The following is a 12,867-nucleotide window of genomic DNA, read 5'->3' as shown; positions in this document are numbered from 1 at the left end:
ATAACGTGCGAGCATCTTTGGCGAATGACCGCATGCCGTAGAGGGTGAAGGTGAGTTCAGATAAAAAGAGTGCGTTCGATTCCATCGTCGAGCGCGAGCGCGGCTTACGCCGCGGGCTGTCCGCCGGACAGATGACGATGATCGCCATCGGCGGCGCGGTCGGCACGGGTTTGTTTCTTGGCAGCGGGTTCGCCATCAGCTTCGCCGGGCCGGGCGTGCTCATTTCCTACGCGATCGGCGCGCTGATCGCCTTGCTGCTGATGGGCGCGCTCGCCGAGATGACGGTGGCGCATCCTACGTCCGGTTCGTTCGGCGCGTATGCCGAGCACTACATCGGGCCGCTCGCGGGTTTTCTGGTGCGCTATGCGTACTGGTCAGCGTATGTGCTGGCGGTAGGTACCGAGGTATCGGCCATCGCCGTGTACATGAAGTTCTGGTTCCCGCAGGTGCCGGGGCTGTACTGGATCGTGGGCTTTTCGGCGGCGCTGATTGTCGTCAACGCGATGAGCGTGCGCGCCTACGGCTCCATCGAATACCTCTTTTCCAGCCTCAAGATCGCCGCCATCGTCGCGTTTATCGTGCTGGGCGCGTGGTTCGTCTGGCATGCGCCAGCAAGTTCGGGCGTGGGCGTCGCGAACTACACTTCGCACGGCGGCTGGCTGCCCAAGGGCTGGTGGGGCGTGTGGGTGGGCACGATCGTTTCGCTCTTCAGCTATCTGGGTCTTGAGACCATCGCCGTGGCCGCAGCCGAAGCGCAGGACCCGCAGCGCGCCGTCACGCGCGCGTTCCGTGCGACCGTCGTGCGCCTCGTGCTGTTCTATCTGCTCACGCTCGCGTTGATGCTTGCGATCGTGCCGTGGACTGCGGCGGGCGGCAACGAAAGCCCGTTCGTCAAAGTGATGGCCGAAACCGGTGTGCCGTACGCGGCGGGGGCGATCAACTTCATCGTGCTGGTGGCCGCGCTATCGGCGATGAACAGCCAGCTCTACATCACCACGCGCATGATGTTCAGCCTCTCGCGCGCGGGCTATGCGCCGGCCGCGTTCGGGCGTCTCACGCGCCAGGGCGTGCCGACGGCGGCGCTGTCGCTCTCGACCATCGGCATCGCGGTGTCCGCCGTGCTCAACGCGTTGTGGCCGCAAACGGCGTTTACGCTGATGATGTCGATCGCCATGTTTGGCGCGATGTTCACGTGGCTCATGATCTTCGTGACGCAGATTTTCTTCCGCGTGAAGCAAGGCAAGGAGCCGGGCAATGCGCCGCTGACATTCCGCATGTGGGGCTTCCCGTTCACCAGTTTGCTGGGTGCTCTGCTGATGCTCGGCATTCTGCTTGGCACGGCGTTCACGCGTGAATTCCGCATGACGATGGCCTACGGCGTGGCCTTCCTCGTGGCGCTGACGATTGTCTACATGCTGTGGTATCGGCGACGAGAGCAGACGGTCGCGGCCTGATTGCGCCGCGCGCGCAAAGCAAAAAAGCACGCCCGACGGCGTGCTTCTTTTTTTACGGCAAGCGAAGCTGCGAGGCTTAGTGCTTGCCCGTGCTGCCGAAACCGCCTTCGCCGCGCTGGCTCGCTTCGAAGTCGTCGACGATGTTGAACTGCGCCTGCACGACCGGCACGATCACCAGCTGCGCGAGGCGCTCCAGCGGGTTCAGCGTGAAGGTGGTGTGGCCGCGATTCCAGGTGGAGATCATCAGTTCGCCCTGGTAATCCGAGTCGATCAGGCCGACCAGGTTGCCCAGCACGATGCCGTGCTTGTGGCCAAGACCCGAGCGCGGCAGGATCAGCGCGGCGTAGCCCGGATCGGCGAGATGGATCGCGAGGCCCGTCGGGATCAGCTTCGTTTCGCCTGGCTCCAGCGTGACCGGCGCGTCGAGACATGCGCGCAGGTCGAGGCCCGCGCTGCCCGGCGTGGCGTAGTGGGGCAGTTGGTCGCGCATGCGTTCGTTGAGGATCTTGATGTCGATTTTCATGGGGTTCCGTTCAGATTCGAGGTAACTGAAATGCCTCGGCGAGTAATTCGTAGGAGCGCAGGCGCGCCTTGTAGCTGCCCGCGACGGTAAGCACGATGAGTTCGTCGGCTTGAAAGCGCTCCTGCAGCGCCTGCAGGCGCTCTGTCACGCTTTCGGGCGTACCGATGATGCTGCGCGGCTTTTCGCGGTCGATCACGATCTGCTCGCGTTCGCCGTATTCCTGCGCGCGGCCTTGTTCGAGGCTCGGGATCGGCGCGTTCAGGCCGTAGGCCATTTGCACGCGGCGCAGATCGACGGCTTTTTCGAGGTCGGCGGCTTCGGCTTCGGTGTCCGCGCAGATCGCGAACACGGCGCAGGCCAGATAGGGCTTCGCCTCGTGGCCGGGCTGGAAGCGGTCACGGTACGCGTTCGCCACCAGATGGCCGAAGTGCGCGTTGATGAAATGCGCGAACGAGAAGCGCAGGCCCAGTTGCGCGGCCAGCTCACCGCCGAAGTCGCTGGAGCCGAGCACCCACAACTGCGGGCGCGTGGTGATCTGCGGTTGCAACACCACGCCATTGGCGAGATGGTCGGACGCGAGCGTGCCGTCCATCAGCCCGACCAGATCCTGCACCTGCTGCGCGAACTGGTCGCCGCGATTGTAGGCGCCCGCCGCCACGGCCTGCGCCGTGCGCATGTCGCCGCCCGGCGCGCGGCCCACGCCCAGATCGACACGGCCCGGAAACAGCGCTTCGAGCATCATGAACTGCTCGGCGACCTTGAAGGGGCTGTAGTACGGCAACATGATGCCGCCCGAGCCGATGCGGATGCGCTTCGTCACGCTGCCCAGTCGCGCGAGCATGACTTCGGGACAGGGATTGCACACGCCCAGCAGGCCGTGGTGCTCGGCGCACCAGTAGCGCGTGTAGCCGAGATCGTCGGCCAGTTGGGCAAGCTCGATGGTGGCGGCGATGGCGTCCGCCGCGCTGTGCCCGGCGATGACGGGCGACTGGTCCAGTACGGAAAGCAGTGTCATGGCAGGACTGCTCCTTCAACTACGGGCGGCAAGGCGCGAGCCTCGCCGCGCGCATCGATGCAACATCAGGACGGCATCAGGACAGGATGCCCGTATCCGGCAGACGTTTCGCGATTTCGGCGATCAGCGTCTGCGCGAGCGCGACCTTCGCGGCGCGCGGCAGCGGCGTGCGACCGGAAGCCTCGAACAGCACGACTTCATTGTCGTCCTGACCGAAGGTGAGCGGGCCGAGGTTGCCGATCAATAGCGGCACCTTCTTGCGCGCGCGTTTTTCTTCGCCGTGCACCTCCAGATCACCGCTTTCCGCCGCGAAACCCACGCAATAAGGCGGATTGGGCAGCGCTGCGACCGAGGCGAGAATGTCCGGGTTCTCGACGAAGGAGAAGGTGGGCATGCGCTGCTCCGCCGTCTTCTTGATCTTGTGCTGCGCAACGTGATCGACGCGCCAGTCCGCTACTGCGGCCACGCCGATAAAGACATCGGCATCGGGTATGCCGCGCATCACCGCGTCGTACATCTGCTGCGCGGTTTGCACGTTCTCGCGGTACACGCCCCAGGGCGTTTCCAGCGCGACCGGGCCGGCGACCAGATGCACTTCGGCTCCGGCCTGCTGTGCCGCGCGCGCCAGCGCGAAGCCCATCTTGCCGCTCGAACGGTTGGTGATGCCGCGCACCGGATCGAGCGGCTCGAAGGTCGGCCCGGCGGTGATCAGCAGCTTGCGGCCCGCGAGCACCTTGGGCGCGAAGAACGCGACGATTGCTTCATAAACGGCTTGCGGCTCCAGCATGCGCCCGTCACCGACTTCGCCGCAAGCCTGCGGACCGGAATCGGGGCCGAGCGTTTCGATGCCGTCTGCGCGGATCTGCGCGACGTTGCGCTGGGTGGCCGGGTTCTGCCACATCTGGCGGTTCATCGCCGGCACCACCAGCAGCGGACAATCGCGCGCAACGCACAGCGTCGAGAGCAGATCGTCGGCGAAACCGTGGGCGAGCTTGGCGATGAAGTCGGTCGAGGCGGGCGCGATGACGATTGCGTCCGCTTCGCGCGACAGGTCGATGTGCGCCATATTGTTGGGCACGCGAGCGTCCCACTGGCTCGTGTAGACGGGGCGGCCCGAGAGCGCCTGCATCGTCACGGGCGTGATGAACTGCGTGGCGGCTTCGGTCATCACGACCTGCACGGTCGCGCCGGCCTTGGTCAGCAGACGCGTGAGCTCGGCGATCTTGTAGCAGGCGATGCCGCCCGACATGCCGAGCACCAGATGGCGTCCGGCCAGTTCACCAGAGTTAGCTGCGGAGGTGTTCAAGTCAACGCTCCTTCAGGACAGACCCGCGCTTCAGCGCGAACCGCGCACGCGGCGCAGTTCGTCGAATACCAGCAGCACGGCGCCGACGGTGATCGCGCTATCCGCGACGTTGAACGCTGGCCAGTGCGACGCGCCCAGATGGAAGTCGAGGAAGTCGATCACATGGCCGTACATCAGGCGGTCGAGCACGTTGCCGAGCGCCCCGCCCAGGATCAGCGCGAGCGCCGTGCAGAACAGGCGCTGCCCCGCGTGACGCTTGAGCAGGTAGCCGATCACCACCGCCGCCACCACGCCCAGCGCCGTGAAGGCCCAGCGCTGCCAGCCGCCCGCCGCGGCGAGGAAGCTGAACGCCGCGCCCTTGTTGTAGACCAGCACGAGGTTGAAGAACGGCGTGATCATGCGGCCTTCGCCGTAGGCGAAGACCTTCGAAATGGCGATCTTGGTGAGCTGATCCGCGAGGATCACGATCACCGCGATGCCGAGCCACGGCACCAGCGTGCCGCCTTTCGAACCGCCCGCGCCGTTCGGCTTCGCCTGCTTCGACATCGTCTTGGCCATTATGCGGCGCTCCGCGTTTCGCCGTTACCGAACAGATTCGACACGCAGCGGCCGCACAGGCCCGGGTGTTCGGCGTTCGCGCCCACGTCCTCGCGGTAGTGCCAGCAGCGCTCGCACTTGAGGTATTTCGAGGTCACCACTTCGACGCCTTCCTGCTCTTCGCTGTCCACCTTCACGACTTCCGCCGCCGAGGTGATCAGCACGAACTTGAGATCGTCGCCGAGCGTGGTGAGTGCGTCGTAACGTGCGCTGCTTGCGAGGATGCGCACTTCGGCCTGCAGCGACGAGCCGATCTGGTTCGCCACGCGCGCTTCTTCCAGCGCCTTCGTCACGTTGCCGCGCACTTCGCGCAGCAGCGTCCACTTGGCGATCAGTTCCGGCGCGTTCGCGACGTCCGGGAACGCGTGGAAGGTTTCGGTGAAGATGGTTTCGCTTTGCGGCTGGAACACCTTCCACGCTTCTTCGGCCGTGAACGACAGGAACGGCGCGAGGATGCGCAGCAGGCTGTGCGTGATGTGGTGCAGGGCGGTCTGCGCGCCCCGACGTGCGCCCGAATCCGGCGCGCTGGTGTAGAGGCGGTCCTTCAGCACGTCCAGATAGAAGCCGCCGAGGTCTTCCGAGCAGAACGTCTGGAGCTTCGCCACGACCGGGTGGAACTCGTAGCGGTCGTAGTGCGAGAGCACGTCGTTTTGCAGCGTGTGCGTGAGCGCCACCGCATAACGGTCGATTTCGAGCCATTGATCGGCGGGCAGCGCGTGCTTTTCGAAGTCGAAATCCGACAGGTTCGAGAGCAGGAAGCGCAGCGTGTTGCGGATACGGCGATAGCCTTCCGTCACGCGCTTCAAGATTTCTTCCGAGATCGCCAGTTCGCCCGAGTAGTCGGTCGAGGCGATCCACAGGCGGATGATTTCCGCGCCCAGACGGTTCGCGACTTCATGCGGATCGACGCCGTTGCCGAGCGACTTCGACATCTTGCGGCCTTCGCCGTCGACGGTGAAGCCGTGCGTGAGCAGCGCGTTGTACGGCGGGCGGCCATCGAGCATGGAAGCCGTCAGCAGCGACGAATGGAACCAGCCGCGATGCTGGTCCGAGCCTTCCAGATAGAGGTCAGCCGGGAATTGCAGGTCGTCCTTGTGCGAGCCGCGCAGCACGTGCCAGTGCGTCGTGCCCGAGTCGAACCACACGTCGAGCGTGTCGCGGTTCTTTTCGTAGATGTTCGCGTCGTCGCCGATCAGTTCGCGCGGGTCGAGCGTCTGCCACGCTTCGATGCCCGACACTTCGACGCGCCTGGCGACTTCTTCGAGCAGCTCCAGGGTGCGCGGATGCAGCTCGCCGGTTTCCTTGTGCACGAAGAAGGCCATCGGCACGCCCCATTGACGCTGACGCGAGAGCGTCCAGTCCGGGCGGTTGGCGATCATCGAGAACAGGCGCTGCTTGCCCCACGACGGATAGAACGCGGTGGCTTCGATGCCTTCGAGCGCGGTCTCGCGCAGCGTCTTGCCGCCGTCTTTGGGCGTGACGTCCATGCCCGCGAACCACTGCGAGGTGGCGCGGTAGATGATGGGCGTCTTGTGGCGCCAGCAGTGCATGTAGCTGTGCAGGTACTTTTCGCTGCGCAGCAGCGTGCCGGCCGCGTCGAGCGCATCGACGATCTTCGGATTCGCGTCCCAGATCGACAGACCGCCGAACAGCGGCAGCGATTCGACATAACGGCCATCGCCCATCACCGGGCTGATGATGTCCGAGTCGGCCATGTTGTGCGCCTTGCACGACACGAAGTCTTCCACGCCGTAGGCGGGCGCCGAGTGCACGATGCCCGTGCCGGTGTCGGTCGTGACGTAGTCGCCCAGATAGATGGGCGAAGTGCGCTTGTAACCCGGATGCGCCGAAGCGAGCGGGTGGTTAAAGCGCAGTTCCGAGAGCTTTTCGCCCTTGGTGGTGGCGATGACCGTGCCTTCGAGGCCGAAGTCCTTCAGGCAGGCTTCGACGCGCTCGGTTGCGAAAATCAGCAGGCCGCGGGGCGTATCGACCAGCGCGTATTCGATTTCCGGATGCACGTTGAGCGCCTGGTTCGACGGGATCGTCCAGGGCGTCGTCGTCCAGATCACGATGCCGCCTTCCTCGCGCGGCAGTGCGGGCAGGCCAAACGCGGCCGCCGTTTCAGCCGGCTGCGCGAAGGTGAACAGCACGTCGATGGTCGGATCGGTCTTGTCCTTGTATTCGACTTCTGCCTCGGCCAGCGCCGAGCCGCAGTCGAAACACCAGTTCACCGGCTTCAGGCCGCGGAACACATAACCCTTTTCGATGATCTTCGCGAGTGCGCGGATTTCGCCCGCCTCGTTCGCGAAGTTCATGGTCTTGTACGGGTTGTCCCAGTCGCCCAGCACGCCCAGACGCTTAAAGCCGAGCTTCTGCGTTTCGATCTGGCCCGACGCGTATTCGCGCGCCTTCTTCATCACTTCCTGGGCAGGCAGCGACTTGCCGAACTGCTTTTCGATCTGGATTTCGATCGGCATGCCGTGGCAGTCCCAACCCGGCACGTAGACCGCGTCGAAGCCCGCCAGATTGCGCGCCTTGACGATCATGTCCTTGAGGATCTTGTTCACCGCGTGGCCGAGGTGGATGTCGCCGTTCGCATACGGCGGGCCATCGTGCAGGATGAACTTCTTGCGGCCCTTCGAGGCGGCGCGGATCTTCTGGTAAATGCCTTTCTCTTCCCACTCCTTGACCCATTGCGGCTCGCGTTTGGGCAAGTCGCCGCGCATCGGGAACGCGGTGTCGAGCAGGTTGACGGGGTACTTCGATTCGGACTTCTGCGGCTTGCCGGAGGATGCTTTCTTGTCGCTCATGGTGAGATCACGGTGAATTCTGGGATTGCACGGCGTCAGCATTGCGGCTTAGCCGCGCAACCGTCGCCTCGCGCGCCGTTCACGGCGGGTGCCGCGTGGCGCTGGGGGCGGGGCGGTCCAGGCGGGCGTCGCGCTGGCTTGAAACGCTCAAGCCGGGCGCGATGCGCGCGGACCGCAGGTCACCTAATTCGGTCGGTCGCCGAGGTGGCGAAACCAGTGGAACGCCCGCCAGGGACATCGGCGCCCGCAACGACGCCCGCCGCGGCGAACCACGCGCGGGCATTCGTCACGTCGCGCGCGATGGCGGCGGTCAGCGTTTCGAGGTCGGCGTACTTCTCCTCGTCACGCAGCTTCTTGAGAAATTCGACCCGCACGAGCTTGCCATAAGCGTTGCCGTGCCAGTCGAGCAAATGCACTTCGAGCAGCACGCGACCCGAATCGTCCACGGTCGGACGCAGGCCGAGGCTGGCCACGCCGGGCAGCGGATGATCGGCGATGCCATGCACCTGCACGACGAAGATGCCCTTGAGCGCCGGGCGCTTGTGGCCGATCGGCAGGTTCAGCGTGGGGAAGCCCAGGTCGCGGCCCAGCTTCAGACCGTGCGTCACGTGCCCGCTGATTTCGTAGCCGCGCCCAAGCGAGGCGCGCGCCGCCTCCAGGTCGCCCGCGGCGAGCTGGGCGCGCACCGCCGAGCTGGAAATGCGCACGCCGGAAAGATCGGCCACGGTCGCCATCTGTTCGACTTCGAAACCGTGTTCCGCGCCCGCGACCTGCAGCGAGGCGAAATCGCCCGCGCGCTTCGCGCCGTAGCGGAAGTCGTCGCCGATCATCATCCAGCGCGCATGCAGGCCGCCCACGATGATGCGCGAGACGAAATCCTGCGGCGACTGGCTCGCGAAGGTGTGGTTGAAATGCTCGACCACCACGCGGTCCACGCCATTTTCGCGCAGCGCTTCGAGCTTGTCGCGCAGCATGGCGATGCGCGGCGGGGCGCTTGCGGGGTTGAAGAACTCGCGCGGATGCGGTTCGAAGGTCATCACGCAGACGGGCAGACCGCGCGCGTCTGCGGCTTCGCGCACGCGCGCGAGCAACGCCTGATGCCCGCGGTGGACACCGTCGAAATTGCCGATAGTGAGCGCGCAGGGCGCGCGGCTTTCGGCATTGGGAAGACCGCGGAAGACTCTCACGATAACGGAACCTGAGCGGACGCCGGCCAGGCGCCCTGAATATGACCGGATGAGACCACGAATTTGACCGCTTTGGCGGCGGCGGGCCGCGACGGAACAGGAGATTATAAACGCACGCGACGCCGATCGCCGCCGCGCGAGCGTTGGGTGTGCCGCCCAATGATAAAATCCGCGGATGAAAAATCTCGTCATCCTGATTTCGGGGCGGGGCAGCAACATGGAAGCCATCGTGCGCGCCTGTGCGCATGAAGCTTGGGGCGCGCGCATCGCCGCCGTGATTGCCAATCGCCCGGATGCCGCGGGGCTTGCCTTTGCAGCCTCGCATGGCATCGCCACGGCGGTCGTCGATCACCGCCAGTACCCTGATCGCGCCAGCTTCGACGCGGCGCTCGCGCAGACCATCGACGGCTATGTGCCCGACCTCGTCGTGCTCGCGGGTTTCATGCGCGTGCTGACCGAGGGCTTCGTCCAGCATTATTCGGGCCGGATGCTCAACATCCACCCGTCGCTGCTGCCGAGCTTTCCGGGCCTCAAGACGCACCAGAGCGCGCTCGACGCGGGTTGCCGCGTGCACGGCGCAACGGTGCATTTTGTCACGCCCACGCTCGATCATGGCCCGATCGTCGCCCAGTCGGCCGTGCCGGTGCGCACCGGCGACGATGCCGCGACGCTCGCTGCTCGCGTGCTGAAGACCGAACACACACTGTACCCGCGGGCGATCCGCTGGTTCCTCGAAGGGCGCCTCGCGCTCGACGGCGAACGCGTGACGCTCACACCGCCCGAGCCGCAATGGCTCTTCCTTGACGACGCAAACGAAACACAAGCACACACCGCCGGGGAGGGCGTATGAAGCTACATGGTTTTTTGATTGGACAAACTGAGACGTTGCTGGCCGATGTTCTGAAATTCACCGGTCCTGCCGACGCAGTGACCAGCCGCTTCTTCCGCGAGCATCCGAAGCTTGGCCACGGCGAGCGCGGTGTGATCGCCGAAGCGGTGTTCGCGGTGCTGCGCCGTCGCATGGAGTTCGCGCACCTTGCCGAAAGCGGCACGGGCAGCCCGACTCGCCGTCTCACGCTGCTGGGCCTGATGGCCACGGCGGGCCGCGCTGCGATTCGTCCCTTTCTGTCGGACGCGGAAGCGAACTGGCTTGAACACGTCGCGAAAATCGATCCGGCCAGCCTGCCGCTGCGCGTGCAACTGAATCTGCCCGAGTGGATCTACAAGGCGCTCGAACCGCGCTTCGCCCCTGCCGAGATGGCGCAACTGGCGGCCGCGCTGAACTACCCGGCGCCGCTGGATCTGCGCTCGAATCCGATCAAGGCGAGCCGCGAAGAGCTGCTGCGTGCACTTTCGCAAGCGGGCATCGAAGGCGGCGAGACGCCGTTCGCGCCGTTCGGCGTGCGCGTGACGGGCAAGCCGGCGCTCTCGAAGCTCGACGCCTTCAAGGACGGCTGGTTCGAGGTGCAGGACGAAGGCAGCCAGCTGCTGTGCACGCTGCTCGCGCCGCGCCGCGGCGAAATGGTGGTGGACTTCTGCGCAGGCGCGGGCGGCAAGACCCTGGCGCTCGGCGCGATGATGCGCTCCTCGGGCCGTCTCTATGCGTTCGACGTGTCTGACAAACGTCTGGCCAAGCTCAAGCCGCGCCTTGCGCGCAGCGGCCTGTCGAACGTGAATCCGGTGCTGATCGACAGCGAACACGACGCGAAGATCAAGCGCCTGATCGGCAAGATCGACCGCGTGCTGGTGGACGCGCCGTGTTCGGGCCTGGGCACGCTGCGCCGCAACCCCGACCTCAAGTGGCGTCAGTCGCCGGAGTCGATCGCGGAACTCGCGCCCAAGCAACTGTCGATTCTCACGAGCGCGGCGCGCCTGCTCAAGCGCGGCGGCCGTCTCGTCTACGCGACCTGCAGCATTCTGGAAGCGGAAAACGAAGCGGTCGTGAAGGCGTTCCTTGAAACGCATCCGGACTACGTGCTGATCCCCGCGCGCGACGTGCTGGCGGACCAGCGCGTGGGTCTGGACACCGGCGACTACTTCTCGCTGTGGCCGCACCGCCACGCCACGGACGGCTTCTTTGCCGCCGTGCTGGAGCGTCGCGGCGACGCGCAGCCGAAGACCAGAAAGGCCAAGGCCGAAGCCACGCCCGATGAAGCGGCCGCCGCGAGCGAAACCGCCGACGCGATCGCCAGGGCCCAGCAGCCCGAAGCCGCCGAGCCGGACGCCGCGGTGGAATAAGCGCATAGTCGCGCTTTAGCGCGACCAGCGAAGTACCTGTGAAGTACCGGCGATGTCAAGGCGCGGGGCCGTCCGGTTCAGACCGGGCGGCCCCGCGTTGCATCATTGCGCCGCTTAACCGCTATCCCCGTTCTAAAAAGTACTACCGACGCGAAAGCGCTCATGATGGAAAACCGTTTGCTCTCACACATGCTGGGCGGCGTGATCCGCGACTTCGGTCAGCCGGTCATGCTCTGGCAGTCCGGCGTGCTGATCGGCGCGCTGCTGCTAGCCTGGCTGCTCGCGCGCCTCTTGCGTCACGCGCTCGAAGCGCGCCGCCAGGACCGCTACGAAGCGCTGCGTTTTGGCGCCGAAAGCCTCACTCGCGCGCTCTTTCCGCTGATCGGCGCGGGCTGCGTCTGGGGCGCGCGCGAGATCGCCAGCAACTTCATTCACACCTCGCTGTTGAACCTGGCGCTGGTGCCGCTGTTCGGCATCGGCCTGATCTACATCGCGTTCTTCTTCGCGCGGCGCGTGTTTGGCCGCGACGGCCAGACGCATGCGTGGCTGTCGATCGTCGAAAAACTGGTTTCGTTGATCGTCTGGCTCGGCATGCTGTTTACTGTGCTGGGCATCCAGGACGACGTGCTGGCCTGGATGGAGAGCGTGCGCTTTCGCATCGGCACGGCGCATGTGAGCCTGCTGTCGCTCTCGAACGGCGTGCTGTGGGTCTGCGTGACCATGGTGGTGGCGATCTGGGCAGGCGCGGCGCTCGAAGACCGCCTGATGCGCGCGACCACCATCGACGCCAATCTGCGCGTCGTGCTCGCGCGCGTGGGCCGTGCGCTGCTGGTGTTCGCGGCGATCCTGTTCAGCCTGTCGATCGTCGGCATCGACATTACGGTGCTGGGCGTGTTTGGCGGCGCGCTGGGCGTGGGCCTCGGTTTCGGCTTGCAGAAGATCGCGAGCAACTATGTGTCGGGCTTCATCATCCTGATCGACCGCTCGTTGCGTCTGGGCGACACCATCAACGTGAGCGGCCTCGCGGGCAAGGTCACGCAGATCCGCACGCGCTACACGGTGGTGCGCGGCCTCGACGGCGTGGAAACGCTGATCCCGAACGAAAAATTGATCACCGACGTGGTGCAGAACCAGTCGTCGTACCTGACGCGCGGCTATGCCAAGGCGGCGGTGCAGGTGGCTTACGACACCGATATCGAGCAGGCGATGGCGCTGCTCGCGCGCGCAGCCGAGGGCGTCGAGCGGGTCTTGAACGATCCGGCCCCGACCCCATATCTGTCAGGCTTCGGTGCCGACGGCATCAATCTGGAACTGGGCTTCTGGATCGCCGACGCGGCCAATGGGACGTCAAGCGTGCGCTCGAACGTGAATCTGAATATCTGGCGCTTATTTAACGAGCACGGGATTTCGATTCCATTCGCCCAGCGCGAGGTGCGGATCATCGGCCAGGGTGGTCAAGGGTTTGCGATCTCTTCAGACGCCGCCACGCCTGCCGTTAAAACAGGCGAGGCAAGCGGGGCGGTTCAGGCCCGCTAGATCCGGGTATCGGGAAGGGCGCCCGGACGATAGGCTGGATGCGTCTGGATGGGCCGGATCAGGTGCGGCAAAGCGCCTCCAAGGGCGAAAATTCGGTGTCCAGACGTTGACTCAGACGTCATTAGGGAAAAAAATCTTCATTTGTTACAAACACTTGGAACGGTTCTAGTAGAATGCCGTCCAAACTCTCCTGAACGCTTT

General features: G+C 65.2%; 10 protein-coding genes. 4 read left to right on the top strand and 6 right to left on the bottom strand.

What is annotated here, in order from left to right:
- Window positions 1-50: 50 nt before the first annotated feature.
- Complete coding sequence (locus F4827_RS01930) at window positions 51-1,454, top strand: amino acid permease (protein ID WP_311671964.1); 1,404 nt, start codon at window positions 51-53, stop codon at window positions 1,452-1,454.
- A gap of 76 nt (window positions 1,455-1,530) precedes the next feature.
- Here F4827_RS01930 and dut read toward each other — a convergent pair whose 3' ends face one another.
- The 6 genes from dut to F4827_RS01900 all read right to left on the bottom strand — a co-directional run bounded on the left by dut (window position 1,531) and on the right by F4827_RS01900 (window position 9,084).
- The gene (gene dut, locus F4827_RS01925; RefSeq protein ID WP_167066791.1) at window positions 1,531-1,977 is read right to left on the bottom strand and encodes a dUTP diphosphatase; all 447 of its coding nucleotides are present in this window, start codon (window positions 1,975-1,977) and stop codon (window positions 1,531-1,533) included.
- 10 nt (window positions 1,978-1,987) lie between these two features.
- On the bottom strand, window positions 1,988-2,992 hold the full coding sequence (locus F4827_RS01920; RefSeq protein ID WP_183720329.1) for an LLM class flavin-dependent oxidoreductase: 1,005 nt from the start codon (window positions 2,990-2,992) through the stop codon (window positions 1,988-1,990).
- A 76-nt stretch (window positions 2,993-3,068) separates the two neighbouring features.
- Window positions 3,069-4,298: a bifunctional phosphopantothenoylcysteine decarboxylase/phosphopantothenate--cysteine ligase CoaBC gene (gene coaBC, locus F4827_RS01915; protein WP_260174806.1), complete on the bottom strand. Its 1,230-nt coding sequence runs from the start codon at window positions 4,296-4,298 to the stop codon at window positions 3,069-3,071.
- Window positions 4,299-4,328: 30 nt separating this feature from the next.
- On the bottom strand, window positions 4,329-4,856 hold the full coding sequence (gene lspA, locus F4827_RS01910; RefSeq protein ID WP_183720332.1) for a signal peptidase II: 528 nt from the start codon (window positions 4,854-4,856) through the stop codon (window positions 4,329-4,331).
- A complete protein-coding gene (ileS, locus tag F4827_RS01905) occupies window positions 4,856-7,705 on the bottom strand; it encodes an isoleucine--tRNA ligase (RefSeq protein WP_183720336.1) in 2,850 nt (949 codons plus the stop codon). Before ileS ends, lspA begins: the two co-directional genes overlap by 1 nt.
- A 179-nt stretch (window positions 7,706-7,884) precedes the next feature.
- Complete coding sequence (locus tag F4827_RS01900; RefSeq protein ID WP_260174807.1) at window positions 7,885-9,084, bottom strand: bifunctional riboflavin kinase/FAD synthetase; 1,200 nt, start codon at window positions 9,082-9,084, stop codon at window positions 7,885-7,887.
- Between F4827_RS01900 and purN the strand changes: the two genes are divergently transcribed.
- The 3 genes from purN (at window position 9,068) to F4827_RS01885 (ending at window position 12,666) form a co-directional block, all read left to right on the top strand.
- Window positions 9,068-9,742, top strand: a complete 675-nt coding sequence (gene purN, locus F4827_RS01895; RefSeq protein ID WP_183720342.1) for a phosphoribosylglycinamide formyltransferase — start codon at window positions 9,068-9,070, stop codon at window positions 9,740-9,742. The two genes, F4827_RS01900 and purN, sit on opposite strands and share 17 nt — an antisense overlap.
- Window positions 9,739-11,130, top strand: a complete 1,392-nt coding sequence (locus F4827_RS01890; protein WP_183720345.1) for an RsmB/NOP family class I SAM-dependent RNA methyltransferase — start codon at window positions 9,739-9,741, stop codon at window positions 11,128-11,130. The genes purN and F4827_RS01890 overlap by 4 nt, the downstream gene beginning before the upstream one ends.
- Before the next feature lie 165 nt (window positions 11,131-11,295).
- Window positions 11,296-12,666: a mechanosensitive ion channel family protein gene (locus tag F4827_RS01885; RefSeq protein WP_183721328.1), complete on the top strand. Its 1,371-nt coding sequence runs from the start codon at window positions 11,296-11,298 to the stop codon at window positions 12,664-12,666.
- Window positions 12,667-12,867 lie beyond the last annotated feature (201 nt).

The sequence above is a fragment of the Paraburkholderia bannensis genome, from assembly GCF_014200455.1.
GTDB classification, from domain to species: domain Bacteria; phylum Pseudomonadota; class Gammaproteobacteria; order Burkholderiales; family Burkholderiaceae; genus Paraburkholderia; species Paraburkholderia bannensis_A.
The sequence above is the reverse complement of the archived record's forward strand: the minus strand, read 5'-3'. Positions and strand labels throughout refer to the sequence as shown.